The sequence below is a fragment of the Streptosporangium sp. LJ11 genome (assembly GCF_051918945.1).
Lineage (GTDB): Bacteria > Actinomycetota > Actinomycetes > Streptosporangiales > Streptosporangiaceae > Streptosporangium.
On the sequence record NZ_JBPXMB010000005.1, the window covers coordinates 251776 to 278163 of the forward strand.

Sequence of the window (26388 nt, forward strand, 5' to 3'; positions counted from 1 at the left end):
TTCGGAGACTTTGCTAGGGGCGCGCTAAGGGACCGTTAACCAAAGGCGAGTTCGGCCCGCCGCTGAATTCCGGCGCGTTTTCTTACGCCACTTCGGGCACACCGCATCAGGGGCCGGTTCGCTCAGGGTCGTCTTTTCGAAGATCCCCGGGGTCGTCTTTCCGGAGATCGGGGCCCGCCCGCTCGGCCATGGACGCCCGGTGCTCGTCGGCTGCGGCCTGGCGGCGATGCGTCAGCGCCTGGAGCCGGTGGGTCTCCGCGTCCCCGCTCCCCGCCGCCGCGGCCCGGTCGTGGCTCGCGGCCGCGTTCCGGTGGGCCTGGGCCGCCGACCGGTATCCGGCCGTCGCGCGCTCCCTGGCCTGGTCGGCCCGCAGGCGCGCCTTTCCCAAGTGGGCGCCGGCCTGGTCCGTCCGCTCGGCGCGCGACGAGAGCGACTCTGGGGGTGGGAGTGAGCCGGAGGACGAGGGAAGCGCGGGGGACGACGGGGACGGCGGGGACGGGGGTGACGGGGGTGACGGGGAGGCGCGTGATACCGGCGCGGTCTCACCGCGGGCGAGTTCGTGCCGGCGCTCGGCGGCCTGCCCGGCCCGCTCGCCGGCCTGGGCGATGCGCTCGCGCGTGCGCTCGCTCCACTCCCTGCGGGCCTCGCGGCGCTCGTCCTGTGGTTCGTCGTGGGCGTCTGAGCTGTCGTGGATCTCGGGATCACCCGCCATACGGCTTGCCCTTCGTGGAGCCGCGCTAGCGGCTCAGCGGAATTCCCCTCCCTCAGGGAAGCGGAAAAGTCACGACATCATGCTTTCCGGCATGGCCGCGGATAACCGCGAAGGCGCCTGATCATCCGCTCGGCGACCCGGCCGCGGTGCGCCTCAGCCGGATCCTGCGGGGAAGGAGGCGGCGAGTTCGCGCGCCCGATCCGCCTTCGCCCGCTCGGCGTGGTCGTCGCAGGCCAGCCTCACCGCGGCCCGCATCGCGAGGTGGGTGTCCAGCCCGGCCTGGAGGGCGGCCCTCCGCTCGTGGATCTCGACCAGCGTCGCGCAGGTCGTCTGCGTCCGGAGGCGGAGCGTCTCCAGGCGTGCCGCCGCCTCCCGCCTCAGGCGCGCGGCCCTCTCCAGCGCCGGGTGCGCCGCGCGTTCGGCGGGCAGGTGCCCCGGGTCCGGCTCGGCCCGGGACGCGGTGCTCTCCGTAAGGGAGGCGATGCGCCCCCGGAGCGTCGTGCTCTCCCGCTCCCAGGGGGAGGTGTGCTCCGGCGGGGTGGCGTCCCGTGGGGAGGGCTTCTCGGAATCCGGGATCCCGGCGCGCCCGGTGGCGTCCCGGTGGGTGCGGCGCCTGCCGCCGATGCGCCGCAGGACCGGGACGTGCCGCGGGGGGAGGGACGGGACTCCGGGGAAAGCGTCCATGCCGGAGGTGTCGACCAGGCCGGGGTGCTTGGGCTCCTGCGCTCCCCAGAGCACGGTGAACAGCCGGATCACGGTCGGGGAGGGGACGACGAACAGCTCTCCTCCGGCCGCGCGGAGACCCTCGTGAATCCGCTCCAGCACCCGGGCCCCGCTGACGTCGCAGAAAAGCAGCTCGCCGGCGTCCACGAGGATGTGTCGTGCGCCTCCGAGCATGAGAGATTCCAGCTCCGACTCCAGCAGCCGGTAGTTGAAGGCGTCTATCTCGCCCACCACGGCCACCAGAGCAGTATCACCATATTGGTGAATGACATACACCGACATATCCATATTGGCCATACCCTTCAAGGGTCTTTCGGAGGCCCCGCCGACAATCCTACGGTTCTCCAGTATGAATGGGTCCCGACGGGATAGAAGCTAAATGTGGCAGGTTCCAGCGGGCGTGATGTGGTGGTCGTCGCGGCTTCGGCCGGCGGTGTGGAGGCTCTGCGTGCCCTGCTCGCGCGGTTGCCCGGCGATCTCGCCGCCTCCGTCCTCGTGGTGTTGCACCTGCCCCCCCGCGCGGAGAGCAGTCTCGCGGGGATCCTCGACCGGGCCGGGCCGCTGGAGGCCACCGCCGCGGGAGACGGCGAGTCCCTGCGACACGGCCGGGTCTACGTGGCGCCTCCTGACCGCCACCTGATGGTCCGGGACGGCGCGATCAGGCTCTCGCGCGGCCCTCGCTACAACGGTCACCGGCCGGCCGCGGACCCGCTGTTCCTCAGCGCGGCGCTGGACGGGGGTCCCCGTACGCTCGCCGTCGTGCTGAGCGGCACGCTCGACGACGGCGCGAGGGGGTGCGCCGTGGTGGAGCGCCACCTCGGCGCGGTCGCCGTCCAGGATCCCCGGCAGAGCGCGTTCGACGGGATGCCCCGCGCCGCCCTGGCCGCGGCACGGAGCGCGGAGGCGTTCGCGGTGGAGGAGATCGCCGAGTGGATCGTGCGGCAGAGCCGCACGATCGTCGAGGACGAGGTCGTGAAGGATCCGGGCATCGAGAAGGAGATCGCCCTCTACCTGTTATCCGGTGAGATCGGCCCGTACGGGGGCGATCTCACAGGGTTGAGCTGCCCGGAGTGCGGCGGGCCCGTGTACGAGACGAAGAACGGCGGAGAGGCCCACTACGGCTGCCGGGTGGGACACGGGTGGTCCCCGCAGGGCATGGCCGCGAGCCAGGCCGAGGCCGTGGAGCGGGCGCTGTGGACGGCGGTCCTGCGGCTGGAGGAGCGGCTGCGCATGCTGGAGCGCATGCTGGAGCGCGCGCAGCTGCAGGGAAGGAAACACTCGTCGCAGCGCCTGCTGGAGGACGCCGAGCAGACCAGGCAGGCACTGGAGACGATGCGAATGCTACAAAGCCGCATCGACGGCACCGGGGACACCCTTGCCCTCACGTAGCGGTCGGTGACGGGCCTAGGCTGGCAGTGTGATGCCCGGCGACGAACGTGAATTCGACGATCTCCTGCTCATGTTGAAGGAGACGCGCGGCTTCGACTTCACGGGATATAAGCGCACCACCCTCATGCGCCGCATCAGCAGGCGGCTGGAGGCGCTCAAGCTCCGTGACTACGGCGAGTACCGGGACTATCTGGAGCTGGAACCCGAGGAGTTCAACCGGCTCTTCGACAGCCTGCTGATCAACGTCACCGCCTTCTTCCGCGATCCGGCCGCCTGGCAGACGCTCCGCGGGACCGTGATCCCCAGCCTGCTGGCGAGCAAGGGGCCCGGCAAGGTGATCCGGATCTGGAGCGCCGGCTGCGCGACGGGCGAGGAGGCCTACAGCCTCGCGATGGTGCTGGCCGAACAGCTCGGCATGGACGATTTCCGCGAGCGGGTGAAGATATACGCCACGGACCTCGACCAGAAGGCCCTCCAGACGGCGCGGGCGGCCGTGTACAGCGAGCGGCAGCTCGCCGAGGTGCCGGAAGATCTGCGCCAGACCTACTTCGAGCCGGTGGAGGCCGGTTTCGGGTTCCGGCGCGACCTGCGACGCCAGCTGATCTTCGGTCGCAACGATCTCACGCGCGACGCGCCGATCTCCCGGGTCGACCTCCTGCTGGCCCGCAACACGCTGATGTACTTCAACAGCGAGACCCAGCTCAGCGTCGTGCGCCGGTTCCACTTCGCGCTCTCCGACCCCGGCTACCTCTTCCTGGGCAAGGCGGAGATGCTGCTGAACCACAGCGACAGGTTCGAGCCGGTGAACCTCCGGATGAGGCTGTTCAAGAAGATCGGATCGCCGCCGCCGGGCAGCCGGACCACCTGGGCCCCCGGTGCCGGCGTGGCGCAGACCCGCCCGTACGTGCGGCACACGGTGCTGCAGGCGGCGGCGCTCGCCACCGGCCCGGTCGCGCAGATCGCGCTCGACCGCTCCAGGAACCTCGCCCTGGCGAACTCGCGCGCCGAACTGCTCTTCAACCTCAACCCCCGAGACATCGGGCGGCCGTTCCAGGACCTGGAGGTGTCCTACCGGCCGGTCGAGCTCCGCTCGGTGATCGAGCAGGTGGAGCTGGACCTGCGCGTCGCCGAGCTGCAGGACGTCACCTGGCACCGGCCGAACACGCCGGAGCCGAGCGTCTTCGACATCGCCGTCGTCCCGCTCCTGGAACCGGGCGGTGAGCTGGTCGGCGTCGGCGTCACCTTCCACGACGTGACGCGCTACCGCCAGCTCCGCGACCGGCTGGAGCAGACGAACCGGGAGCTGGAGCACGCCTACGAGGAGCTGCAGTCGACCAACGAGGAGCTGGAGACCACCAACGAGGAGCTGCAGTCCACGAACGAGGAGCTGGAGACCACCAACGAGGAGCTGCAGTCCACGAACGAGGAGCTGGAGACGATGAACGAGGAGCTGCAGTCGACCAACGACGAGCTCCAGCAGATCAACGACACCCTCAACTCCCGCAGTGACGAGCTCAAGCGGGCTACCCTCCTCGTCTCCTCGGTGGTGCGCAGCCTCGGCGACGCCGTGGCCGTGATCGACACCGACACGCGGGTGCTGGTCTGGAGCCCGGGAGCCGAGGAGCTGTGGGGGCTCCGCGCCGACGAGGCGATCGGCTGCCGGCTGGCCTCCCTCGACATCGGCCTTCCCGTCGGGGAGCTTCTGACCAGGGCTCAGCGGATGCTGGAGGCGGGGCCCGAGCCGGGGAACGGCCGCGCCGACGGTGTCACCCTGGACGGCGTGAACCGGAGGGGGCGCCCCGCCCGGCTCAACGTCGAGCTCTCCCGCCTGCACACCGACGACATGTCGCCCCATGGAGTGATCATGGTGATGAACCTCCTTCGGCAGGGGTAGGAGGCCGGCCTCCCGTCCCCGGCTTCAGGGCGTGACGGCGGGCAGGAACAGGATCACGCTCGCCCCGCCCTCGGGGGAGGCCCCCAGGGACAGCGAGCCACCCGCCGACTCCGCCGTCCGGCGGGCGATGTCGAGGCCGAGACCGGTCGACCCGGCACCGCTCTCGCCGCGCTGCGACGGGTCGGGCGTGGCGAAGCCGGGACCGGCGTCGGCGACGGTCAGCAGCGCGCCGCCGCCGGTCGCCTCCAGCCGTACGGAGAACGAGACCCCCTCCGGCGTGTGCGCGAACACGTTGCCGAGCAGGGCGTCCACGCAGGCGGCGAGGTCGTCCGCGGCGACCCCGACCGGCAGCGGGCCGGGGGCCAGCTCGAGGGTGAAGTGCCGCGACTGGTCCTCGGCGAGCACCGACCAGAACGCGACCCGCGCCCCGGTCACCGCCGCCGCGTCGCACTCGGCCCGCTCACGCCCCCGCCGCCTGGCCTCGGTGATCACCGAGGTGACGGCGCGTTCCAGGGCGTCCACCCTCGCCTCGATCCTGGCCGACTCCTCGAGATCGGCCAGCGACTCCGCCTCCAGCCTCAGCCCGGTCAGCGGGGTGCGCAGCCGGTGGGACAGGTCGGCGGCGCTCTCCCGCTCCTCCGCGAGCAGGCCGGTGATGCGCTCGGCCAGGTGGTTGAGGGCGACGCCGACCGCCTGCACCTCCGGAGGGCCGTCGGGCTCCGTCCTGGCTGACAGATCGCCCGCCGCGAGCCGGTGCGAAACCCCCGCCAGCGCGGTGATCGGCCTGATCACCGCGCGGGCCAGCCGGTCGCCGACCAGCACACCCAGCCCGACCAGGGCCAGGCCGAGCGCCGCCAGCCCGGCCCAGACCTGGGGCACGCCCCTGGTCAGGCGGCCGTCGTCCAGGAACACCCGGACCACCGCCGTACCCCCGGGTGCCCCCTGGACCGCGACCAGGATCTCCCGCCCGCCGGGGGCGGCGGCGGTGACGCTGCGACCGCGGGAGGCCAGTTCCACGGCGGCGGAGCGCGGGGCGGGATCGCCGATCACCTCGCCGCCGGGGAGGAAGACCGTGACCGGATGCTCGGCCTGCTCCGCGGTGAGCCGCAGGGTCTCGGTGTCCACCGCGCCGACCACGACCGCCACCGACTCGGCCTCGCTCTCGGCCTCGCTGACCGCCCCGCTCACCGCCACCGTGCGGACCAGCAGGGCCAGCGGGACCAGCAGCGCGATCAGCACGAGGGAGGTGGTCGCCGCGACCAGCAGGGTCAGCCAGCGCCTCATGCCGGGGCGGCCAGTCGCACGCCGACACCCCTGACGGTCTGCAGGTAGCGGGGCTCCTGGGACGTCTCGCCCAGCTTGCGGCGCAGCCAGGAGAGGTGGACGTCCACCGTCTTGTCGGCTCCCCCGTAGGGGATCTGCCAGACGTGGGTGAGCAGCTCCCGCTTGGTGACCACCTCGCCGGGCCGGGCCGCCAGGTAGTGGAGCAGGTCGAACTCCCGGGGACTCAGATCCAGCGGCGTCCCGTCCAGGGTCGCCTCCCGGGTGCGCGGGTCGATCCGCAGGCCCCCCACGGTGACCGCGCTGTCGGCGCGGCTCTCACCGGCCACCCGCCGGAGCACCGCCCGGATCCGCGCGTCGAGCTGGGCCGCGCTGAACGGCTTGACCACGTAGTCGTCGGCACCCGCGTCCAGCAACCTGACCATCTCCGCGTCGCCGTCCCGCGCGGTCGCCACGATCACCGGGACCCGGCTCACCGCGCGGAGCATCCGCAGCAGGTCCAGGCCGTCCATGTCGGGCAGACCGAGGTCGAGGACGACCAGGTCGGGGCGTTCCTCGACGGCCAGCCGCAGGCCGTCGAGAGCGGCGGGGGCGGACGACACGGCGTGGCCGCGGTCGCGCAGGCCCCGGGTGAGGGAGGTGCGGATCGCGACGTCGTCCTCGATGAGCAGCACGTTCGACATTTGCCGTCACGTTAGCCCCCTTCCGTACCGCGTCAAAAGCGGGTTAACGGCTCCTTAGCGTTGTCTTATCGTTTCCGGTGGCACAGTGAGGGCATGCGCAAGCGTCTTTCCCTGGTCGTGGCCGGGTGGCTGATCACCGGGCTCCTCGCGATCGGAGTGGGGGTGGCGGTGATCGACCGGCTCAGCGAGCCGCTGACGGACACCGGGCTCCGGCCGCTCTCCGCCGCCGAGGTCGACGAGGCGCTCGCCCTCGCCTCGTCCCTGCCCAACGCCCTTCCTTCGTCCGTTCCGCCCTCCGTTCCCTCGTCCGCTCCTCCCGCCGAGGGCACCCCGGACCCCGCCGGGCCCACTCCCGCGCCGACCGTCACCGTCACCACCACCGCCACGCCCGTCGCGGAGCCCGGCAAGAGCCGGTTGATCACCACGGTGGGCGGCAAGGTCATCGCCCGGTGCGAGAACGGCCTGGTCATCCTCCGGTCCTGGAGCCCCGCCCAGGGATTCCAGGCCGACGACGTCGAGCGCGGACCCGCGGACCGGGCCCGCGTCGAGTTCGAGTCCGAGGAGGACGAGGTCAAGGTCGAGGTCCACTGCGCGGCCGACGGATCCCCCGTCCACAGCGTTCACGCCTGACCACGAAGGGCGGGGCAGGGAACCCCGGGCCCGTCTCGCGCACCGTCCGGCCGGCAGGCGGGGCCGGAGAACCGGAGGCCCGTCTCGCGCACCGTTCGGCCGGTCAGCGGCGCCGGGAATCCCTGGCCCGCGGTGCGGGCGGGACCGGGAGGGCGGCTGTCAGCCGCATTTGTCCGCTTCCGTGATCTCCGCCTCGGGAGCCTCGTCGGCCACGGTGACCGAGAGCCGGGCGGTCGAGGCGACCAGGCTGCCCTTGGGAGACCTGGCGGCCTTCTCGTCGACCACGATCCCGCGCTCGCCGAGCAGCTCGTACGTCTTCGCGTCGAAGATCAGATCCTCCCTGACGCCGCCGACGCCGACCCGGCCGACGCCGATCCCCTGGCGTCCCGCCGCGTCCTCGGCCCGCTCGGTGACGTCGACCCCGGGGATGGTGCCCACCGCCTTGAACAGCGCCGCCCGTTGCGCCGGAGGCATGTAGGTCTCCCTGAGCATGTCGCCCGCCGCGGTGAAGGCCGCCCCGTCCTTGGAGTTGCCACCCCGGTCGCCGGTGTAGAGGTGGGCGCGCATCCCCTCGACGTCCGTGGGGAGCTTCTTGAGCGCGGCGTGGTCGGTGCGCATGTAGTCGGGGGTTTTCCCGCAGTTCACCAGCGGGAGCGTCTCGACGCCGGTCCGCTCGTACGCGCTCTCAGGGATCGGCCAGCCCGGGTAGGCCTTGGGCTCCAGGTGTTCGATCCGCACCACGCCGTTCCTCGTCCCATCGGCCGACAGCCAGATGGCCCGCTTGGTCCGGTAGAGGTAGCGGGTCCCCCCGCCGGCCTCACCCGTCTCCGCGTTCGTGGCCTCGTCGCCGTAGAAGCCGTACATCGTCTCCGACTCGACCTTGACGAACTGGTCGTCACGCGGCGCCAGGTCCGTCCGCACGGTCGCCCGCGCCGCCCTGTCGAGCACCTCGCCCGCCGAGACGGCGACGATTTTGGGCATCGTCACCACGACCTCCTCCACGGGGCCCGGCGAACCGCCGGGAGCCCGTGCCAGGGTGATCGCGGTCGCCCCCACCGCCACCGCGAGCGCCCCGGCCAGGGCCATCGCGTACGGTCCGCGCCACCGCGGCCGCCAACCCCGGGCCTGCGGCGTGGCGGCCGCGACCAGCCCCCGCCGGGCCGCCTGCCTCGCCTGGTCGTCGTACGGGGAAGCCTCGGGCCGGATGGCGGCCACCAGCTGGATCTCGTCGTCGTTCATCTGTGTGACTCCAGGGAGCGGCGGATCTTGGTCCGGGTGCGGGAGAGGCGGGACCTGACGGTCCCGATCGGGATGCCGAGCGCCTGCGCGGCCTCCTCGTAGGTCAGGTCGGCCCAAGCCACCAGCAGGAGCAGGTCCCGCTCGGCGGAGCCGAGCCCGGCCAGCGCGGCGGCGAGGGCGGGCCTGAGCCGGTCGGCGGTGACGCGCTCGGCGCTGCGGTCCTCGAACTCGGCCGCGCGCTCGGGAGCCTGCCGGGCGAGCGCCTTCAGCCTGCGGGTCTCCGACCTGCGGTGACCGGAGATCAGGTTGGAGGCGATCCCGTACAGCCAGGGTCTGGCGTCGACGCGGCCGAGGTCGTACCGGGCCCGCTTGCGGAAGGCCGCGAGGAATGTCTCGGCCGTCACGTCGTCGGCCGTGGTCACGTCGTCCAGCCGTCGCGCCACGTACCGGTGGATCTCGTCGGCGTGGCGGTCGAAGAGCCCCGCGAACCGGTCGGGGTCCGTCAGGGACTCCCCGATCAGTGTCGCGTCGGTCGTGTCGTCGGCGGGTGTGGGCGGCGGGAAGGCCCCGGTCCGTTGGGGGAGACCCAGTGTCACCACCCGCTTCGTCCAGTCATTGTCACGGTGCATCCTTACCGGAGCGCGTCCGCGCTCTCACCTCCTACTCCGCCGGTCACCTGCATCGGGTTCCATAGATGTATATGTCTCCCTTGGGCGTCGAGTCGCCGGAGGCCCCACCGTCCGTGATCGGCCGCCACTAAGCTCCGCCTTCACGAAACGGGTGCAAAGGGAGAGATGATGAGCGCTCAGAAGGCCGGTGGCGGCAGGCGGTTGTTGCTGAAGGGGTTCCTCCTCGTGGTCGCCCTGCTGGTGGTCTCCGGGTTCGCCCTCAGCGCGTGCTCGCGGGTGAGCACGCAGCCCGACGAGGTGGTCCTGCACTACGCGGGCGGCGTCTTCGAGGCCATCAAGTTCGAGAGGTGCGTCAACCCCTCCAGCGGCGCCACGCTCCTCGGCCCCGGCGACAACGGATACTCCTATCCGTTCGGCCAGCGGACCTTCGACTTCTCCGAGGCGGACGACGCCGAGTCCAAGCCGTTGTCCGTGGTCTCCAAGGACAACGTGGAGATGACCGTGTCCGGGGTGGCGACGTTCACGCTGAACACCGACTGCAGGACGCTCCAGCAGTTCCACGAGAAGATCGGGCTGAAGTTCCGCGCCTACTACGAGGAGGGCGAGACGTCCGACGGCTGGCGGCGGATGCTCAACATCTACATGCGGGTGCCGCTGGACCGCGCCATGGACGCCGCCTCGCAGGAGTTCGAGTGGCGGGGACTGTTCAACGACCCGAAGGTGAAGCAGGCCTGGGAGGCGCGGGTCGGCCAGCTCGCCAGGGAGTTCATCAAGGCGACGGCCGGGGGCGACTACTTCTGCAACCAGAACTACGGGGGCAGCGGGCAGTGCGGTGACATCTCCCTGACCATCCAGAAGCCCGAGCCGCCGGAGGCCCTGGTCGCCGCGCTGGCCTCGGAGCAGGCGGCCAAGGCGGAGAACATCGCGCAGACCCAGCGCAACGCCAAGGTCCGCACCGAGATCGAATCGATCAAGGACCTGGTCAGGGTTCTCGGCCCGCAGGGCGCCGTGCTCTGGCAGGCCATCCAGAAGGGACAGGTCAGCGTGGTGCCGGTGCCGCAGGGCAGCGACCTCAACATCACCCCTCAGGGCCGCTGACCCCGGCGCCCGGAACCCTCGCCCGGCCGTCGCCGGAAGCGGACGGCCGGGAAGTCAGGGCAGAAGGTGTGCCGGTCCCCTGAATCCTCGTCCTGCGGCTGCCACCGGATGATCCCGTGGTCGCCTCACGCCGTATCCGCCGGGGCGGGGGACCGGCTCACGACGTGCGGTCCGCCCGGTCGGGCACGACCGGGCCCAGTTCGGCGCCGAAGTCGTGCGCGATCCTGCGCATGCCCTCGGCGAGGTCCCGCCGGTCGAGCGCGGTGATGCGCTCGGCCGGTCCGGACACCGACAGCGCGGCGATCGTCCGCGCCCCGTCCCGTACGCCCACCGCCAGGCAGTGCACGCCCAGCTCCTCCTCGCCCAGGTCCATCGCGTACCCGTGCTCTCGCACCCGCTCCAGCTCGGCGAGCATGCCGGGAAGGTCGGTGATCGTGTTGGCGGTCCTGCGCGGCATGCCGGTCCGCTCGACCAGCGACGCCACCTCGGTGTCCGCCCTGCCGGCCATCAGGACCTTCCCCACGGCCGTGCTGTGCGGCAGCACCCGCCGACCGACCTCCGCGAACATCCGCAGCCGCCTCGGAGAGGGCACCTGGGCGACGTAGACCACGAAGTCACCCTCCAGCACCGCCAGGTTGGCCGTCTCGCCCGACAGCTCGACCAGCCTCGTCAGGTACGGCTGCGCCCACACGCCGACCATGCGCTCGGCCACCCCGCCGAGCCGCACCAGCGCGCCGCCCAGGGCGTAGCGGCGGTCGGACTCCTGGCGTACGTAGCCCCGGGCGAGCAGCGTGCGCAGCAGCCGGTGGATCGTCCCGTACGGCAGCCCGGTGCCGGCCGCGATCTCCGAGAGCCCGGCCTCGCCGCCCCGCTCGGCCAGCGCCTCCAGCACGTCCAGCGCCCGGTCGACCGACTGCACCGCGCTCATGCGCCCCCCTCGATCCCGCACCGGCCGGGCGGGCCGCTCACCAGGCCCCCGCTCACGGAACCTCCACTCACGAGACCCCCGCTCACCAGGCCCCCGCCGCTTGAAAGCCCCCCGCTCACGGCACCCTCGCCAGTCCGCGCAGCGAGGCGTCGAGGACCTGGGCGGTGTGCGCGACGGGGACGGGTTCGGCGCCCCGGCGGCGGATCGCCGCGGCGATCTGCATGGTGCAGCCGGGGTTGGCCGAGACCAGCAGGTCGGCGCCGGTGGCGAGCACCCGCTCCGCCTTGCGGTCACCGAGGTCCCTCGCGGTCTCCGGCTGGAACAGGTTGTAGGTCCCCGCCGAGCCGCAGCAGATCGCCGACTCGGCGATCTCCCTCAGCTCCAGGCCGGGGACGCCGTCCAGGAGCTTGCGGGGTTCCGACCGGATCCCCTGGGCGTGGGCCAGGTGGCAGGCGTCGTGGTAGGCCACGGTGAGCGGCAGCGGATGCCGCTCGGCCACCGGGCCGAGCGCGACGAGATACTCCGCCAGGTCGACGGTCCTGATCGCCCGCGCCCTGTCCGCCCAGTCGCCGCCCTCGCTCTCGAGGATCTCCGCGTAGTCCTTCATCGTCGACCCGCAGCCGGCGGCGTTGACCACGATCGTGTCGACGCCCGCCCGTTCGAAGGTGGTGATCGTCCGCTTCGCGAACCGCAGGGCCTGCCGCTCCTGGCCGGAGTGCAGCGACAGCGCCCCGCAGCAGCCCTGCGAGGGCGGGATCACCACGTCGCAGCCCTCCATCGCGAGCACCCGGGCCGTGGCCTCGTTGACCTGCGGGAAGAACTCCCCCTGCACGCAGCCGGTGAGCATCCCGACCGTGGCCCTGCGCGTCCCCCGCGCCGCGACCCGGCGCGGCAGCCGCACCCTGGCGGCGGCCGGGGGAGCGAGGTCGGCCATCGCCGCCAGGGACGGGTTGATCCGCTCCAGCCTCGGCGCGACCGCCCGCCGCAGCCCGGCGCTGAGCCGCAGCGGCAGCCGCATCGCCCGCAGCCGCCGGGGATAGGGGAACAGCTGGAAGACCAGCGCCCGCAGCGCCCTGTCGTCCGGCTCCCGCACGTGCACCCGCTCCACCTCGGCCCGGGTCTGCTCGATCAGCCGGTCGTACCTCACCCCGGACGGGCAGGCGGTCACGCACGCCATGCACCCCAGACACGCGTCGAAGTGCCCGGCCATCTCCGGCGTCAGCGGGGTGCCCTCGACGTGCTGCTTCATCAGGTGGATCCGGCCGCGCGGGGAGTCCATCTCCTCGCCCCACAGGACGTACGTCGGGCACGAGGGCAGGCAGAACCCGCAGTGCACGCAGTCGTTGATCAGCTCAGGGTCCACGTCAGATCCCTCCCGCGAACCGGCCGGGGGACATCCTCCGGCCGGGGTCGAACCGTTCCTTGACCCGTCGCATCAGCGGCAGGGCGCCCGACGGGCCCCAGCGGTCGATCCCGCGGGCGAGGGCGGCGGGCGCGGCGAGCACCGTCAGCCCGCCGCCGAGCCGCCGGAGGTCGTCGCGCACGCCCGTCACGAACCCGGCGAACTCCGCCTCTCCGACATTTTCTGGCAGGGCGACCAGCAGGACCGCGGAGGCCACCGACCCGCGCACGCGCGCGGGCAGCCCGCGGGTGGCGACCGCCCGCAGCGCCGGGTACGCGGCGGCGGGCGGGACCCGCAGCTCCAGCAGCACCTCCTCACCGGGCGGCACCGTCCACCAGGCGGGCGCCTCGGTGGTGATCCGCGCGCTCCCGTACTCGTCCATCGTCTTGCGCACGGCCTCGGCACGGGCGCCGGCCGCCACCCCCTCGACGAGCGCGGACACGGTGGGCCCGCCGGTGAGGTCCGGCCAGTCCAGCTCGACGGCGCTCGGCTCGGCCTGCGAGGCCGCGAGCTCGGCGACCAGCGCGGACAGCGCGACCGGCGCGGCCGACGCGTCCTTCGCCGTGGGAGAACCCGGCCCGATGGAGGAGGGCAGGTCCACGGTGACCCAGCGGCGGTCGGCCGGGATCGGGTGGAGGCGGAAGACGGCCTCGGTGATGACGCCGAGCGTGCCGTACGAGCCGGTGAAGAGCTTGCCCAGGTCGTAGCCCGCGACGTTCTTGACGACGTTGCCGCCCGAGGTGGCGATCGTGCCGTCGGCCAGCACGACCGTGATGCCGATCAGCAGGTCGCGGGCGGTGCCGTAGCGGAACCTGCGGGGCCCGGCGACCGCGGTGGCGAGCGTGCCGCCGACCGTGCCGGTGCCCAGGGGGGTGTCCAGGGCGAGTTCCTGCCGCGAGCGCGAGAGCGTCTCGTTGAGGACGTCGAGGGGGAGCCCCGCGCCGGCCCGCGCCACGAGGTCGCCCGAGGAGTGCTCGACCCCCGACCCGTTCCCCAGGAGCAGGCAGCAGGTGTCGATCAGCAGGTCGCACCGTTCGGGGGGATTGCCCCAGTCGAGCTTGGTGCCGTCTCCCACCGGGACCACGGCCAGGTCGTGCGCGGCCGAGACGCGCATCAGCGCGGCGACCTCCCCGGCGTTCTCCGGCAGGGCCACCCAGCGCGGCGGCACCCCGCCCACCGCGTCGTCGGCGGTCGCCTCCCTGATCGTCACGCCCGTCTCGCGCAGCGCCCTCAGTGTCTTCACCGGTGCCGTCAAAGCCGCCTCCAGCGGTGCTCCCATCAGAACTGCTCCGCCTGTCCCGACTCGACCAGCGGGTGCACGCCCTTGCGGACCCCGGGGACCTCGCCGCACAGCCGGGGGGTCGGGAAGATCTTGCCCGGGTTCGACAGGCCGCGGGGGTCGAAGGCGCAGCGCACCAGCTGCATGGTGTTGAGATCGTCCTCGGAGAACATTTTGGTCATATATCGGGACTTGTCCACGCCGACGCCGTGCTCACCGGTGATGGAGCCGCCGTGCTCGATGCACAGGTCGAGGATCCTCCCCGAGACGATCTCCGCCCTCTCCTCCGCGTCCGGCTCCGCGTCGTCGAACAGCACCAGCGGGTGCAGGTTGCCGTCACCGGCGTGGAAGACGTTCGCCACCCTGATGCCGTACTCGCGGGAGAGGGCGTCGATGCTCGCCAGCACCCCGGGCAGCGCGGTCCGGGGGACGACGCCGTCCTGGACGATGTAGGCGGGACTGATCCGGCCCACCGCGGCGAACGCCGACTTGCGGCCCCGCCAGATCGCGGCCCGCTCCGCCGGGTCGTCGGCGACCCGTATCTCGAACGCGCCGCTCTCCCGGCAGATCCGCGTCACCTCGCCGAACTGGTGCGCGACCTCCTCGGCGGGGCCGTCCAGCTCCACGATGAGCACCGCCCCCGCGCCCTCGGGATAGGCGCACGCCACGGCCGCCTCGGCCGCCTCGACGGCGAGGGCGTCCATCATCTCGATCGCGGCGGGTACGATGCCGCCGCCGATGATCGCCGACACCGCCTGCCCGCCCCGCTCGATGTCCTCGAACGCCGCGAGCAGCGTCGTGACGGACTCGGGCAGCCTGCTCAGCCGTACGACGACCTTGGTCGCGATGCCGAGGGTGCCCTCAGAGCCGACGAACGCGCCCAGCAGGTCGTAGCCGGGGTCGGTGTCCGAGAGCTCGACGATGTCGCCGTCGGGGGTGACGATCTCCAGGCCGACCACGTGGTTGACGGTGAAGCCGTACTTCAGGCAGTGCGCGCCGCCGGAGTTCTCCGCCACGTTGCCGCCGATCGTGCAGACCTGCTGGCTGGAGGGGTCGGGCGCGTAGTAGCGGCCCAGGTCGCGGACGGCCTCGGTGATCGCCAGGTTGGTGACCCCCGGCTCCACGGTGGCCCGCCGGTTCGGCAGGTCGACGGAGAGGATCCGCCGCATCTTCGAGGTCACGACCAGCACCCCGTCGGCCCGGGGCAGGGCGCCGCCCGACAGCCCCGTCCCGGCGCCCCTGGCCACGAACGGCAGGCCGTACTCGTTGCAGATCCTCACCACGGCCGCGACCTGCTCGGCGCTCTCGGGCAGCACCACGACGCCGGGGGTGACCCGGTGGTGGGTCAGCCCGTCGCACTCGTAGGTGCGCAGCCGTACGGGATCGGTGATGACCGACCCGGGGCCGAGGAGTTCCTCGAACCTGCGGGCCGGCTCGTCCAGGGTCTTCGTCGACATCGTTCCTCCTCCGGCGTGCCCGGCGGTCCGGCGCCGCCGGTGCCCGCCGGCCTCCATCGGCCGATCGAGGACGGCACCCTCGTCATCCTCGTCTCGAATTCTCGCTCAGCGCGGCGGCGCCGGCGTTCCTGCCGTGCCTGGGACCCTCGTCCACGAGACCGGCGAAGCGGGGCTCGCCGGCCGCCCGCTGCGACGCCCGGCAGTCGGGGGAGGGCGGCGTGCGGGCGGGTCCCGCCGGGGAGCGGCGGATGCGCAGGTGGAGCCGGCCCTTGATCATCGTGATCAGGACGCCCCTGGCCCATCCCTCGTCCGCGGTCTTGCGCGCGTAGAACTCCCTGGTCGCCCTGTTGTCCAGCATATCCAGCAGGACGATGTGGTGACCCCAGGGAATCGGCCGCGCCGTCTGCGGGATGGCGTCGGGCCAGGCCGCCGCGAAGGCCCTCATGTAGAGGAGGTTGGTCCGCGAGTAGCCCGTCGCCTCGGGGAACGCGCCGCGCAGGTCGGCCGAGAGCCTGGGCACCACCTTCCTTCCCCACTCGTCGTCCGGCTGCCGGTCGAGGATGTGGCGGCCGATCCGCCAGTACTGCCGGATCAGCTCGGTGTCGGTGGTGAGCAGTGCCACCCGCCCCCTGCTGCCGATGATCTCGCGCTTGACGGCGTCGAGCAGCGCTTCGTACTCGCCCTGGTCGGCTCCTTCGCCGTTCCTGTCATCGCTCATGCACGCAAAGTATCCACTCGGCCCGACGTCCGCATCCGCCCCCGGTGGCCGCTCGGAGTGAGGAATCCCCGCCAGGGGATGAGGATTCCTCACCGTCGGAATGGTCATGTCACGGCATACGCGCATACGCCGGGAGAGTAAGGAACTCCGCGAAGTCGTCGTCCAGGGCGACTTCCTTGAACAGGGCGGTGGCCTGGCCGTAGAGGGTCTCGTCGTAGCCGGGCTCCGCCTCGATCTTGGCGAGCTCCTCGTCAATGATCTTCTCGACCAGTTCCCTGGTCACCACGGCGCCGGTGTCGGCGAGCTCGATGCCGTTGTGGATCCACTGCCAGATCTGGGAACGGGAGATCTCGGCGGTCGCCGCGTCCTCCATCAGGTTGTGGATCGCCACCGCGCCCTGCCCGCCCATCCAGGCGGCCAGGTAGCGCAGCGCCACGTCCACGTTGTTGCGCAGCCCCGCCTCGGTGATGTCGCCGGGGGTCTTGGAGACCGCGAGCAGGTCGGCGGCGGAGACGGAGACGTCCTCGCGCAGGCGGTGGAGCTGGTTCGGCCGGTCGTCGAGAACGGCGTCGAAGACGTCGCGGCAGATCGGCACGAGGTCGGGGTGCGCCACCCACGAGCCGTCGAAACCGTCACCGGACTCGCGGGTCTTGTCGGCGGTGACCTTCTCCAGGGCGACCTTGTTGACCTCGGGATCGCGGCGGGAGGGGATGAACGCGGCCATCCCGCCGATGGCGTGGGCCCCGCGCCGGTGGCAGGTGCGGACCAGCAGCTCGGTGTAGGCGCGCATGAACGGGGCGGTCATCGTCACGGCGTTGCGCTCGGGCAGCAGGAACTCGCGGCCGCGGGTGCGGAACTTCTTGATCACGCTGAAGAGGTAGTCCCAGCGGCCCGCGTTGAGGCCCGCGGAGTGGTCACGGAGCTCGTAGAGGATCTCCTCCATCTCGAACGCGGCCGGGTAGGTCTCGATGAGCACCGTCGCCCGGATCGTCCCCTGGGGGATCTCGAGCAGTTCCTGGGCCCTGACGAAGACGTCGTTCCAGAGACGGGCCTCCAGATGCGACTCGATCTTCGGCAGGTAGAAGTACGGGCCCTTGCCCTTGGCCATCTGCCGCTGCGCCGAGTGGAAGAAGTAGAGGCCGAAGTCGACGAGAGAGGCGGAGAACGGCCTGCCGTCGAGGGTGAGGTGCTTCTCGTCCAGGTGCCAGCCGCGGGGACGGACCACGATGGTGGCCAGTTCGGTGTCCGGCTTGAGGGTGTAGCTCTTCTCCCCGGCGGAGAAGTCCAGGGTCCGGTCGAGCGCGTCGCGCAGGTTGAGCTGGCCGCCGATGGTGTTCTCCCAGGTGGGAGCGTTGGCGTCCTCGAAGTCCGCCAGCCAGACCTTGGCACCCGAGTTCAGCGCGTTGATCGTCATCTTCCGGTCGACGGGGCCGGTGATCTCCACGCGGCGGTCCACCAGCCCGGGCGCGGGCGGGGCGACGTGCCACTCGGACTCGCGCACGTGCCGGGTCTCGGGCAGGAAGTCGAGGGTGCCGCCCGCCGACAGCTCCGCCTGGCGGGCCTGGCGGGCCTCCAGCAACTCCAGGCGCCGGCCGTCGAACTCACGCTGGAGGGTGGCCACGAAGGCCAGTGCCTCCGGCGTGAGGATCTCGTCGAAGCGGTCCTGGATGGGGCCGCCGATCTCCACACCGTCCATGGGTCCCTCTTTCCGTGCAATTTTCCGCAGAGTGGAAAAGTAATTCTGAATTGTGGAATCGACGCTACTTGAGGGTCGGTTGTGGGTCAAAGGCAGGGTCTTCCTCAGGGCTCGCTCGGGGAGTTCCCCGATGATCTGGGAGGCGGACTCGGACAGAGTGAGGTCAGCGCCCTCGGCAGAGGGGGAGAACGGACCGGTCGCACATGGGGAGCGAGGGCTTCCCGGGAAATCGAGGATTGAGCGCATGAGGAAGAACATGCTCGTCGCCGGAGCGGTCCTGGGGTCGGTGTTCGTGCTCTCGGGATGCGACCTCGCCCTCGACTTCCGCGAGCGGCAGCAGGAGGTCGTCTCCTACGACGTCACCGCCAAGCTGACGAACCTGGACGTCGCCACCGGCTCCGGCGACATCGTGGTCACCGAGTCGGACCGGACGGCCGTCCACGTGACCGAGACCATCCACTGGCGCGGCGACAAGCCCACCCCCCGGCACCCGGTGGACGGCGGCACACTCACCCTGCGCGACGAGTGCCGCGGGAACTGCACGGTGGACTACAAGGTCGAGATCCCGCGGGGCCTCACGGCCAAGCTCGACACCGGCTCGGGCACCATCACGATGCGCGGGCTGACCGGGGAGGTGAACGCCGTGAGCGGCTCCGGCGACATCGAGGCCGGCAGCCTCACCTCCAAGCGGTTCACCGCCGAGACCGGCTCCGGCGACGTCGAGGCGAGATTCTCCGCCGCGCCCGAGGGGGTGCGGATCGAGACCGGGAGCGGCGACGTCGTCGCGTACCTTCCCCAGGGCGGCTACGACGTCACCGCCGAGACCGGCTCCGGCGACGAGGCCGTGGAGGTGACGAAGGATCCCGCCTCGCCCCGCAAGGTCACGCTGAAGACCGGCTCCGGTGACGCCCAGGTCCTGCTTCCCTGACGTCACGACCCCGGGACGTTCCCCGGAGCCCGATCGGGGCGCCTGGGCCCCGCGGGGACGAAGTGGTGATAACCAGGTGATGACGTAGGGGTTCCCATGGCACCATCGGGGGGAAGAGACCCGGGGTGTTCGGGCGTTCACTCATATGAGAAGAACGCGTAAGCACCAACCATCTGAATGGAGCGACGACATAGACACTCGTGAGCCGCTGGACATCGACCGATTCGACGACCTGCTCGACAACGGCGAGATGGATCTGGCCGAGCGCCAGGCACTCCGCCGGGTGGCGGGCCTCTCCACGGAGCTGGAAGACGTCACCGAGGTCGAATACCGCCAGCTGCGGCTTGAGCGGGTCGTCCTGGTCGGCGTCTGGACCTCCGGAACGGCGATCGACGCCGAGAACTCCCTCCTGGAGCTGAAGCTCCTCGCCGAGACCGCGGGTTCGGAAGTGCTGGAGGGGCTGATCCAGCGCCGGCAGAAACCCGACACCGCGACCTACATCGGTTCGGGCAAGGCACAGGAACTCGCCGACATCGTCTCCGCCACCGGTGCCGACACCGTGGTGTGCGACGGAGAGCTGAGCCCCGGCCAGCTCCGCCAGCTGGAGGAGATCGTCAAGGTCAAGGTCATCGACCGGACCATGCTGATCCTCGACATCTTCGCCCAGCACGCCAAGAGCCGCGAGGGCAAGGCGCAGGTCGAGCTCGCGCAGCTCAACTACCTGCTGCCGCGCCTGCGAGGCTGGGGTGGCAACCTGTCCCGCCAGGTCGGCGGTCGCGCCGCGGGCGGCGTCGGCATGGGCGGTCGTGGCCCCGGTGAGACCAAGATCGAGCTGGACCGCCGCCGGATCCGCGAGCGGATGGCCAAGCTGCGCCGCCAGATCGGCGAGATGACCACCGCCCGCGTGACCAAGCGCTCGCGGCGCCTGCAGCGCGAGGTCCCCGCCGTGGCCATCGCCGGATACACCAACGCGGGCAAGTCCTCGCTGCTGAACCGGCTGACCGGCGCGGGAGTGCTGGTCGAGGACTCCCTGTTCGCCACGCTCGACCCGACGGTCCGCAGGGCGCACACGCCCGACGGCCGCCTGTTCACGCTGGCCGACACCGTCGGGTTCGTCCGGCACCTGCCGCACCAGCTCGTCGAGGCGTTCCGCTCCACGCTGGAGGAGGTCGGCGACGCCGACCTGATCCTGCACGTGGTCGACGGCTCGCACCCCGACCCCGAGTCGCAGCTCGCCGCGGTGCGCGAGGTGATCGGTGACATCGAGGGCGCCCGCGACATCCCCGAGATCGTGGTCATCAACAAGGCCGACGCCGCCGACCCGGTGGTGCTGGCCCAGCTGACCGCGAAGGAGAGTCACACCGTCGTGGTCTCGGCCCGCACCGGTGCCGGGCTCGACGAGCTGAGGGCCGTGATCGAGCGGGAGCTGCCCCGATTCGACCAGGAGGTCAGGCTTCTCGTGCCGTACGAGCGCGGCGACCTGATCTCCCGGGCGCACAAGGAGGGTGAGGTCCTCGGCGTCGAGCACACCGGGGACGGCACGGTCCTGCACGCCAGGGTCCTGCCCGGCCTCCTCGCCGAGCTGGAGAAGACCGCCAAGCCGGTCGAGACCGCCGTCTGACCCGCGCTTCCGGCACGCCGTACCGTCCTTCGGGACGGTACGGCGAAGGGTCTCAGCGACGCGCCCCGCGGCGGAACATCACCAGCGCCACGTCGTCCTCCCTGGCGCCGAACCGCTCGATCAGCCGGTCGCAGAAGACCTCCTGGTCCTCCTCCACCCGCTCCGCCAGGTGCCGCACGATCTCCAGGCTCTCGTCGAGCAGTTTGTCGCGGTCCTCGATGAGCCCGTCGGTGAACATCAGCACCGAGCCTCCCTCGGGGATGTTCACCCGGTCGACCCGGTAGGTCTCCTCTGCCACTCCCAGCAGCAGATTGCCCAGGCGGTGATAGCCGGCCTGGTCGTCCGCGATGAAGAGGGGCGGGATGTGCCCCGCGTTCGCGATCTCCATCTCCCCGGTCGCCGGGTCGAGCAGGAGCAGGCACACGGTGGCGGTCATGCCGGGGTGGTAGCGCCGCAGCACCTCGTTGAGCAGCGCCATCGACGCGCCGAGGTCCGAGGTGCCGATGACGGAGGCGCGCAGCGCGTGGCGCAGCTCCGCCATGACGGTGGCGGCCAGCAGCGAGTGTCCCTGGACGTCGCCGATGGCGATGAGCACCCGCCGGCCCATCCGCAGGACCTCGTAGAAGTCGCCGCCGACCTCGACGTTGTCGACCGCCGGCTGGTACCGCCAGCTGATCGCGAGCCCGGGGATCTCGGGGATCCGCGTCGGCAGCAGGCTGCGCTGCAGGGTGAGGGCGATCGCGTGCTCCTCGGCGTACGCCCGCAGCGCGTCCACGGCCAGGGCGAGGGCCTGCCCGAGCTGGCGCAGCACGTTGGACTCGTCGGCGTCGAGTGGCGATGTCCCCTCCACCCCGAGGTAGACGGGAGGTCTGCCCAGCTTGGTGCGGCAGACCACGGCCGAGACGTCGCCACTGAGCGTCGCGTCGGGCATCAGCTCCATCCACTCGGCGGCCGGCACCGTGAAGACCTGCGTACCGGCGGCGGCGCCCAGGGACATCGCGCTCAACCCGGGCAGCGTGTCCGGCGCCGCGACCTTGGCGACGGAGGCCTCCGAGGGGAAGGCGGAGAACCTGCGGGTCCGGCCGTCAGGGGGCAGGGCGAGCGTGCCCGCCTGCCTCCCCATGATTCGCGAGGTTCCCTCGACGGCCGTGGCGAGGAGCTCCTCGAACGTCTCGGCGGCGTTCATCGAGAGCGTGACCTCGGTGAGGGCGGCCAGCCGCATGGCCATCAGCTCGGCCCGCTGCCGGGCGCGGTAGTAGCGCAGCGTGGCCTCGACCGTCGCGGCGAACTCGTCCGGCTCGACCGGCTCCGCCAGGTAGGCGTCGGCCCCGCGTTCGAGGCCCTGCGCCCGGTCGGCCGGGGTGATCGCCGCCCCGGAGATCTGGATGACCGGGATGGAGGACGTCGCCGGGTCCGCCTTGATCTGCTCGCAGACCTCGTAGCCGCTGATGTCGGGCAGCCGCACGTCCAGGACGACGAGGTCGGGCCGCAGCTCCCTGACCTTGACGAGCGCCTCCATGCCGCCGGTGGCCTGTACGACCTGGTGGCCCGAGCGCCGCAGCCAGCTCGACAGGATGTACAGCTTGGTCGGGGTGTCGTCCACGACGAGTACCGTCGCCCCGTTGTTACCCATTCACGGGTCCGAGGGCGCTTTCGATCGCCTCCAGGAGGGTCTCACGGCGGAGCCCCTGTTTGGAGATCATCATGTGTGCCCTCTCGGGGACATGGCGCGATGTGGCGACGGTCACGACGATCACCGGAACCTCGCGCAGCCGCTCGTCGTCCGACATCCGCAGCATCAGCGCGGTGCCGTCGAGGCGGGGCATCAGCAGGTCCACCAGCGCGAGGTCGGGCGGGGTGGCCGTCATCATCTCCAGCGCCATCAGCCCGTCGGAGGCCTCGTCGATGTGCGCGGCGAACCCGGTGAGCATCCGGCGTACGGTGGCGCGGAACTCCTCGTCGTCGTCCACGATGAGCAACCGGCCGACCACGGGAGCCCCGTCGTGCCGGTAGGGCAGCCTCAGGGTGGCCGTGGTGCCGGACCCGGCGACGCTGGCCAGGTGCAGCGCGCCGCCCAGCGCCTCCGCCAGCCGCCGGGCGTACGGCAGGCCGAGCCCGGTCCCCTTGCTCCGTACCTGGATCGGCCCGGGAACCTGGAAGAACTCCTCGAAGACGCGTTCCAGGTGCTCCTCGGGCACGCCTATTCCCGTGTCGGTCACGGTGAAGACCAGGTCGTGGGTGGCCGCGTCGAGGTTCACCTCCAGCTTGACCTCGCCGCGCTCGGTGAACTTCAGCCCGTTGGAGAGCAGGTTACGCAGGATCCGGGTGAGCATCACCTCGTCCACCAGCATCTCCTGCGGCGCCTGGGAGACCTCCACCGTGAGCGTCACCTCGTCGTTGCCGGTGGTGGGGCGCAGCGTCATGCGCAGCCGTTCGGCCAGGGCCACCAGATCGACCATGGAGGGCTGGGGGTCGAGTCTCCCCGCCTCGGCCTTCGCCATGTCGAGCAGCTCGCTCACCAGTGACAGCAGCGTCTCCGCCGAGGAGCCGATGAGGTTGATCTGGTGGAGCTGCTCGGCGGCCAGCGGATCCCCGCCCGGTCCCACCAGCAGGCGGACCAGGCCGATGATCGAGTTGAGGGGGGTGCGCAGCTCGTGGCTGACGGTGGCCCAGAACCTGTTCTTCGCGTCGCTCGCCGCCCGGAGCTGCGCGGACTTCTCGTCCAGCTCCGCGTAGAGCGCCACGACGCCGCGGTTGGTCTCCTCCAGTTCCTCGGACAGCTGGTTGTAGAGCGCCAGCACCCCCTGGTTGGTCTCCTGGAGCTCGGTGTTGAGCTGCAGGACCTCCTCCAGGGTCTCGGCGAGCTCACTGTTCTGCCTGCGCAGCTCGTCGAGGGCGGTGGTGGGTGCCGAAGCGGCGATCTTGGCGCGGATCTCCTCCGCCGAGAGTCTCGGCTTGCGGCCCTGCGGGAGCCGTTTGACCATGCTTATTCTTCCCTCGGCGGGATCGAGCTCGATGAGGTCGACGAGACGCCCCGCCAGCGTCACGCCGCCCGAGGGACGGAAGTCGGTCTTCGCCGAGAAGTCGACCGCGACGAGCAGGGCGTCCCGCTCCAGCCGGAAGGAGACGGAGATGCCGGCGCCCGCCTCGACGAACTCCCTGCCGATCTCGCTCAGCGCGGTGGCCACCCGGATCTGGTCCTGGGCCTCCAGCCCCACGCTCTCCGCCACCTCGCGGCCCAGCTTGCGCATGGCGAAGACGTCCTGGTCGTCCTGGACGTGAATCCGGACCAGCTCGTCCCCGGTCATACGCCCGGCCTGACGGCGACCACGCAGGCGTCGTCCCTGCGGGTCCCGGCATCACGCAGCAGCGTGCCGGCGACGACGGAGGGGAGGCGCGTGACGAGCCCGGGATAGGAGGTGATGTCCCAGCGTTCGGTCAGGCCGTCGGAGTGGAGCAGGACGACGCTGTGCCGGGGGAGTGCGTACTCGTACTGGCGCAGGGTCCTGGCCTTGTGCCCGGCGATGCCCGGGACGGAGATCATTCCTTGGCGGCCGTCGTTGTGGGCGATCCACGCGGAGACGTTGCCGAGGCCGGCGAAGCTCACCGTGCCCGCGGCGCCGTCGACGCGGGCCACCGCGACCGCGCCGCCCCTGGTGTGGCCGAGGCCTGCGTGGATGCGCTCCAGGACGGTGACCGGGGCGAGGTCGGCGTGCCGCAGGAACAGCCGTACCGCCTCCTGGGAGGCCTGGGCGGCCGCGGGGCCGTGGCCCAGGCCGTCACAGAGCATCACGGTCGTCGCGGTGCCCTCCTCGATGATCACGAACGCGTCGCCGCAGACGGTCTCCTCGCCGATCGGGCGGGTCAGGCCGCTCACCCGGCACGCAGGACGCGAGGCGTCCTGAGCGACGAAGTACATGCCGAGCACGGTGCCCCGGTCGGGTATCGAGTGCACCTCGTACCCGCTGGCCATCCGGGCGATGCCGCCCAGCCCGATGCCGAGCGTGCCGGTGGTGGAGTAGCCGTCGCGCAGGGCGCGCGAGACGTCCCGCATTCCCGGCCCCCGGTCGATCGCGAGGACCTCCACGGCCGAGTCCAGCTCCGGATGCGGGCGGATCAGCATCACGCCCTCGGTCGCGTGCTTGACCAGGTTCGACGCGGCCTCGCTCACCGCGACGGCGACCCGCCCGGTGTCCTCCTCGCCGAACCCGCGGATCTCCGCGAGCGTCACGGCGGTACGGCGGAGGGCGCCGATCGCGCTGGCGTCCTCGGCCCGTACCCAGGTGTCGTGCTGGGAGTGGATCAGCGTGCCCATTTCGTCACCGTGATCAATGTGCCCTCACCGGGAGTCGATTCCAGGTCGAACTCGTCGACCAGGCGGCGGGAGCCGCTGAGGCCGAGACCGAGGCCTCCGCCGGTCGTCCACCCGTCGGTCAGCGCCTGCTCGATGTCCGGGATGCCGGGCCCGTTGTCGCTGAACACCATCCGCAGGCCCCGCCGCATGCCCTTGTGGACGACCTCGACCCGTACCTGCCCGCCTCCCGCGTACACCAGGGCGTTGCGGGCCAGCTCGCTGGCCGCGGTCACCACCTTGGTCTGGTCGACCAGGGACAGGCCCACGTTCACGGCGACGGTCCTGACGTGCTGGCGGACCAGCACGACGTCGCCGTTGACGTTGATGGGCAACTCCTCCACTGTCGTCACCAGGCGGCCGTGGAGGCTTGGGAGCTCTCGATCTGGTTCAGCAGCGCGACGCCCTTCTCGAGGTTGAGCGCCGTGCGCACGCCGCCGAGGGAGAGGCCGAGCTCGACGAGGGTGATCGCCACCGCCGGGCGCATGCCGACGACGATCGTCTCGGCGTCGAGCATGCGGGAGATCGCCGCGATGGTGGCCAGCATCCGGCCGATGAAGGAGTCGACGATCTCCACGGCGGTGATGTCGATGATCACCCCGCGCGCGCCGGTCTCGACAACCTTCTCCGACAGGTCCTCCTGGAGCGCGAGCACGCTCATGTCCTGCAGGTCGATCTGGATGGAGACGATCAGGATGTCGCCGAGCTTGAGGATGGGGACGCGATCCATCAGCTCTCCACCGTCCGTACCGCGATCCGGGACTCCCCGCCCTTGACGAATTTGACCCCGCTCGCCCGCAGCGTGTGGGCCAGCGCGTCGGCGAGGGTGGCCTTGGTCACGATGTCGCCGAACTCGATGCCGAGGGTGACGATGGTGTGGGCGATCTGCGGGCGGATGCCGGAGATCACGCACTCGGCGCCCATCAGCCGGGCCGCCACCACGGTCTTGAGCAGATGCTGGGCGACCTCGGTGTCGACGGCGGGCACACCCGTGATGTCGATGACCGCGTGCTCGGAGCCGGTGTCGACGAGCGTCTGCAGCAGCTTCTCCATGACGACCTGGGTCCTGGCCGAGTCGAGCGTGCCGACCAGCGGCACCGCGACGATGCCTTCCCAGAGCTTGACCACCGGGGTGGACAGCTCGAGCAGCTGTTCCGCCTGATCGATGATGATCTTCTCCCTGGCCGCCGCGTAGCTCTCCATGGTGAAGAGCCCGAGGTCGTCGATTACCCGGGAGAACCAGATGAAACCTCGCACGGCCTCGGGAGAGCCGTCCTCCTCGACGATCTCGTAGAGCGCCTCCTTCAGGCCGAACACCATGATCGCGGTCTCGGTCGGGGTGAAACCCTGGCGGGCACGGTCCCGGGAGAGCTCGGCGAGCAGGCCGCGCAGGTCGCTGAGGTCGCCGGAGTCGTCGAACGACTGGCGCAGCGCCTGGTAGAGCTCGCCCAACTGGTCGGTGAGACCTCCGCGATCCGCCTGATTGCCGGTGCCGCCGGTGGCCGAACGGGCGATCTCAAGCCAGCGCTTGAGGACGCGCGCCTCGTGCTCCTGGAAAAGTTCTTCGATGCGACGCCGACCGGCGTCCGCGTGGACGGACAAGGCAACTCCCATGCGTACGACCTGGAGACAACTCGCACGAAAGGCTACATGGAACGTCCTGCTTACGACCTTTTTCGAGGTTGGGCAGGCCGCTCGTCATCAGAGCTTCGGAAGGGCGGGGCGACCGG

Annotated in this window: 24 protein-coding genes; 6 read left to right on the forward strand and 18 right to left on the reverse strand. The window is 71.3% G+C overall.

Features of this window, described 5'->3' with window-relative positions:
* Positions 1-106: 106 nt before the first annotated feature.
* Both ACTOQ3_RS10135 and ACTOQ3_RS10140 read right to left on the reverse strand, forming a co-directional pair.
* On the reverse strand, positions 107-712 hold the full coding sequence (locus ACTOQ3_RS10135; protein WP_440083087.1) for a hypothetical protein: 606 nt from the start codon (positions 710-712) through the stop codon (positions 107-109).
* Positions 713-865: 153 nt separating this feature from the next.
* A complete protein-coding gene (locus tag ACTOQ3_RS10140) occupies positions 866-1732 on the reverse strand; it encodes an STAS domain-containing protein (RefSeq protein ID WP_440083088.1) in 867 nt (288 codons plus the stop codon).
* An 84-nt stretch (positions 1733-1816) separates the two neighbouring features.
* On the opposite strand from ACTOQ3_RS10140, the gene ACTOQ3_RS10145 reads away from it, so the two are divergent.
* Both ACTOQ3_RS10145 and ACTOQ3_RS10150 read left to right on the forward strand, forming a co-directional pair.
* A complete protein-coding gene (locus ACTOQ3_RS10145; protein WP_440083089.1) occupies positions 1817-2824 on the forward strand; it encodes a chemotaxis protein CheB in 1008 nt (335 codons plus the stop codon).
* A gap of 31 nt (positions 2825-2855) precedes the next feature.
* Positions 2856-4718 (forward strand): CheR family methyltransferase, encoded by a 1863-nt coding sequence (locus ACTOQ3_RS10150; RefSeq protein WP_440083090.1) that lies wholly within the window; start codon positions 2856-2858, stop codon positions 4716-4718.
* 24 nt (positions 4719-4742) lie between these two features.
* Here the strand turns inward: ACTOQ3_RS10150 and ACTOQ3_RS10155 are convergent, their stop codons facing one another.
* Positions 4743-6002: a HAMP domain-containing sensor histidine kinase gene (locus ACTOQ3_RS10155; protein ID WP_440083091.1), complete on the reverse strand. Its 1260-nt coding sequence runs from the start codon at positions 6000-6002 to the stop codon at positions 4743-4745.
* Complete coding sequence (locus tag ACTOQ3_RS10160) at positions 5999-6682, reverse strand: response regulator transcription factor (RefSeq protein ID WP_440083092.1); 684 nt, start codon at positions 6680-6682, stop codon at positions 5999-6001. Before ACTOQ3_RS10160 ends, ACTOQ3_RS10155 begins: the two co-directional genes overlap by 4 nt.
* A 93-nt stretch (positions 6683-6775) precedes the next feature.
* On the opposite strand from ACTOQ3_RS10160, the gene ACTOQ3_RS10165 reads away from it, so the two are divergent.
* A complete protein-coding gene (locus ACTOQ3_RS10165) occupies positions 6776-7312 on the forward strand; it encodes a hypothetical protein (protein WP_440083093.1) in 537 nt (178 codons plus the stop codon).
* A 159-nt stretch (positions 7313-7471) separates the two neighbouring features.
* Here the strand turns inward: ACTOQ3_RS10165 and ACTOQ3_RS10170 are convergent, their stop codons facing one another.
* Positions 7472-8551 (reverse strand): CU044_5270 family protein, encoded by a 1080-nt coding sequence (locus ACTOQ3_RS10170; RefSeq protein WP_440083094.1) that lies wholly within the window; start codon positions 8549-8551, stop codon positions 7472-7474.
* A complete protein-coding gene (locus ACTOQ3_RS10175) occupies positions 8548-9147 on the reverse strand; it encodes an RNA polymerase sigma factor (RefSeq protein ID WP_440083095.1) in 600 nt (199 codons plus the stop codon). Before ACTOQ3_RS10175 ends, ACTOQ3_RS10170 begins: the two co-directional genes overlap by 4 nt.
* Positions 9148-9348: 201 nt before the next feature.
* On the opposite strand from ACTOQ3_RS10175, the gene ACTOQ3_RS10180 reads away from it, so the two are divergent.
* Positions 9349-10278, forward strand: coding sequence for an SPFH domain-containing protein (locus tag ACTOQ3_RS10180; RefSeq protein ID WP_440083096.1), 930 nt, complete (start codon positions 9349-9351; stop codon positions 10276-10278).
* Between the two features lie 157 nt (positions 10279-10435).
* On the opposite strand, the gene ACTOQ3_RS10185 is transcribed toward ACTOQ3_RS10180, so the two are convergent.
* The 6 genes from ACTOQ3_RS10185 to aceB all read right to left on the reverse strand — a co-directional run bounded on the left by ACTOQ3_RS10185 (position 10436) and on the right by aceB (position 17758).
* Positions 10436-11206 carry an IclR family transcriptional regulator gene (locus ACTOQ3_RS10185; protein WP_440083097.1) on the reverse strand — a complete coding sequence of 257 codons (771 nt, stop codon included), beginning with the start codon at positions 11204-11206 and terminating at the stop codon, positions 10436-10438.
* A 115-nt stretch (positions 11207-11321) separates the two neighbouring features.
* Positions 11322-12569 carry a (Fe-S)-binding protein gene (locus tag ACTOQ3_RS10190; RefSeq protein WP_440083098.1) on the reverse strand — a complete coding sequence of 416 codons (1248 nt, stop codon included), beginning with the start codon at positions 12567-12569 and terminating at the stop codon, positions 11322-11324.
* Between the two features lies 1 nt (position 12570).
* On the reverse strand, positions 12571-13887 hold the full coding sequence (locus ACTOQ3_RS10195; RefSeq protein WP_440083099.1) for an FAD-binding oxidoreductase: 1317 nt from the start codon (positions 13885-13887) through the stop codon (positions 12571-12573).
* Entirely contained in the window at positions 13887-15344 is a 1458-nt protein-coding gene (locus ACTOQ3_RS10200; protein WP_440083100.1) for an FAD-binding oxidoreductase, read from the reverse strand. The genes ACTOQ3_RS10195 and ACTOQ3_RS10200 overlap by 1 nt, the downstream gene beginning before the upstream one ends.
* Before the next feature lie 82 nt (positions 15345-15426).
* Positions 15427-16062 (reverse strand): DUF1016 N-terminal domain-containing protein, encoded by a 636-nt coding sequence (locus tag ACTOQ3_RS10205; RefSeq protein WP_440083101.1) that lies wholly within the window; start codon positions 16060-16062, stop codon positions 15427-15429.
* A gap of 109 nt (positions 16063-16171) precedes the next feature.
* Positions 16172-17758, reverse strand: a complete 1587-nt coding sequence (aceB, locus tag ACTOQ3_RS10210; protein ID WP_440083102.1) for a malate synthase A — start codon at positions 17756-17758, stop codon at positions 16172-16174.
* A 244-nt stretch (positions 17759-18002) separates the two neighbouring features.
* On the opposite strand from aceB, the gene ACTOQ3_RS10215 reads away from it, so the two are divergent.
* Both ACTOQ3_RS10215 and hflX read left to right on the forward strand, forming a co-directional pair.
* Positions 18003-18686, forward strand: coding sequence for a DUF4097 family beta strand repeat-containing protein (locus tag ACTOQ3_RS10215; RefSeq protein ID WP_440083103.1), 684 nt, complete (start codon positions 18003-18005; stop codon positions 18684-18686).
* 250 nt (positions 18687-18936) lie between these two features.
* Positions 18937-20307, forward strand: a complete 1371-nt coding sequence (gene hflX, locus ACTOQ3_RS10220) for a GTPase HflX (protein ID WP_440083179.1) — start codon at positions 18937-18939, stop codon at positions 20305-20307.
* 52 nt (positions 20308-20359) lie between these two features.
* Here hflX and ACTOQ3_RS10225 read toward each other — a convergent pair whose 3' ends face one another.
* The 6 genes from ACTOQ3_RS10225 to ACTOQ3_RS10250 are packed head-to-tail and all read right to left on the reverse strand — an operon-like array spanning position 20360 to position 26272.
* Positions 20360-21940, reverse strand: a complete 1581-nt coding sequence (locus tag ACTOQ3_RS10225; protein WP_440083104.1) for a SpoIIE family protein phosphatase — start codon at positions 21938-21940, stop codon at positions 20360-20362.
* On the reverse strand, positions 21933-23615 hold the full coding sequence (locus ACTOQ3_RS10230; RefSeq protein ID WP_440083105.1) for an ATP-binding response regulator: 1683 nt from the start codon (positions 23613-23615) through the stop codon (positions 21933-21935). Before ACTOQ3_RS10230 ends, ACTOQ3_RS10225 begins: the two co-directional genes overlap by 8 nt.
* Positions 23612-24622: an ATP-binding protein gene (locus ACTOQ3_RS10235; RefSeq protein ID WP_440083106.1), complete on the reverse strand. Its 1011-nt coding sequence runs from the start codon at positions 24620-24622 to the stop codon at positions 23612-23614. Before ACTOQ3_RS10235 ends, ACTOQ3_RS10230 begins: the two co-directional genes overlap by 4 nt.
* Positions 24610-25011: an anti-sigma regulatory factor gene (locus tag ACTOQ3_RS10240; RefSeq protein WP_362677378.1), complete on the reverse strand. Its 402-nt coding sequence runs from the start codon at positions 25009-25011 to the stop codon at positions 24610-24612. Before ACTOQ3_RS10240 ends, ACTOQ3_RS10235 begins: the two co-directional genes overlap by 13 nt.
* Positions 25008-25388: an STAS domain-containing protein gene (locus ACTOQ3_RS10245; RefSeq protein ID WP_440083107.1), complete on the reverse strand. Its 381-nt coding sequence runs from the start codon at positions 25386-25388 to the stop codon at positions 25008-25010. Before ACTOQ3_RS10245 ends, ACTOQ3_RS10240 begins: the two co-directional genes overlap by 4 nt.
* Entirely contained in the window at positions 25388-26272 is an 885-nt protein-coding gene (locus tag ACTOQ3_RS10250) for an STAS domain-containing protein (protein WP_440083108.1), read from the reverse strand. Before ACTOQ3_RS10250 ends, ACTOQ3_RS10245 begins: the two co-directional genes overlap by 1 nt.
* Positions 26273-26388: the final 116 nt, after the last annotated feature.

Excerpts from the sequence above, each read along its gene's own strand:
- ACTOQ3_RS10180 (WP_440083096.1), top strand. The coding sequence starts at position 9,349 with ATGAGCGCTCAGAAGGCCGGTGGCGGCAGGCGGTTGTTGCTGAAGGGG.
- hflX (WP_440083179.1), top strand. The coding sequence starts at position 18,937 with ATGGATCTGGCCGAGCGCCAGGCACTCCGCCGGGTGGCGGGCCTCTCC.
- ACTOQ3_RS10165 (WP_440083093.1), top strand. The coding sequence starts at position 6,776 with ATGCGCAAGCGTCTTTCCCTGGTCGTGGCCGGGTGGCTGATCACCGGG.
- ACTOQ3_RS10225 (WP_440083104.1), bottom strand. The coding sequence starts at position 21,940 with ATGGGTAACAACGGGGCGACGGTACTCGTCGTGGACGACACCCCGACC.
- aceB (WP_440083102.1), bottom strand. The coding sequence starts at position 17,758 with ATGGACGGTGTGGAGATCGGCGGCCCCATCCAGGACCGCTTCGACGAG.
- ACTOQ3_RS10170 (WP_440083094.1), bottom strand. The coding sequence starts at position 8,551 with ATGAACGACGACGAGATCCAGCTGGTGGCCGCCATCCGGCCCGAGGCT.
- ACTOQ3_RS10205 (WP_440083101.1), bottom strand. The coding sequence starts at position 16,062 with ATGAGCGATGACAGGAACGGCGAAGGAGCCGACCAGGGCGAGTACGAA.
- ACTOQ3_RS10235 (WP_440083106.1), bottom strand. The coding sequence starts at position 24,622 with ATGGGCACGCTGATCCACTCCCAGCACGACACCTGGGTACGGGCCGAG.
- ACTOQ3_RS10215 (WP_440083103.1), top strand. The coding sequence starts at position 18,003 with ATGAGGAAGAACATGCTCGTCGCCGGAGCGGTCCTGGGGTCGGTGTTC.
- ACTOQ3_RS10250 (WP_440083108.1), bottom strand. The coding sequence starts at position 26,272 with ATGGGAGTTGCCTTGTCCGTCCACGCGGACGCCGGTCGGCGTCGCATC.
- ACTOQ3_RS10245 (WP_440083107.1), bottom strand. The coding sequence starts at position 25,388 with ATGGATCGCGTCCCCATCCTCAAGCTCGGCGACATCCTGATCGTCTCC.
- ACTOQ3_RS10140 (WP_440083088.1), bottom strand. The coding sequence starts at position 1,732 with ATGGCCAATATGGATATGTCGGTGTATGTCATTCACCAATATGGTGAT.
- ACTOQ3_RS10135 (WP_440083087.1), bottom strand. The coding sequence starts at position 712 with ATGGCGGGTGATCCCGAGATCCACGACAGCTCAGACGCCCACGACGAA.
- ACTOQ3_RS10200 (WP_440083100.1), bottom strand. The coding sequence starts at position 15,344 with ATGTCGACGAAGACCCTGGACGAGCCGGCCCGCAGGTTCGAGGAACTC.
- ACTOQ3_RS10150 (WP_440083090.1), top strand. The coding sequence starts at position 2,856 with ATGCCCGGCGACGAACGTGAATTCGACGATCTCCTGCTCATGTTGAAG.
- ACTOQ3_RS10185 (WP_440083097.1), bottom strand. The coding sequence starts at position 11,206 with ATGAGCGCGGTGCAGTCGGTCGACCGGGCGCTGGACGTGCTGGAGGCG.
- ACTOQ3_RS10160 (WP_440083092.1), bottom strand. The coding sequence starts at position 6,682 with ATGTCGAACGTGCTGCTCATCGAGGACGACGTCGCGATCCGCACCTCC.
- ACTOQ3_RS10230 (WP_440083105.1), bottom strand. The coding sequence starts at position 23,615 with ATGACCGGGGACGAGCTGGTCCGGATTCACGTCCAGGACGACCAGGAC.
- ACTOQ3_RS10195 (WP_440083099.1), bottom strand. The coding sequence starts at position 13,887 with ATGGGAGCACCGCTGGAGGCGGCTTTGACGGCACCGGTGAAGACACTG.
- ACTOQ3_RS10155 (WP_440083091.1), bottom strand. The coding sequence starts at position 6,002 with ATGAGGCGCTGGCTGACCCTGCTGGTCGCGGCGACCACCTCCCTCGTG.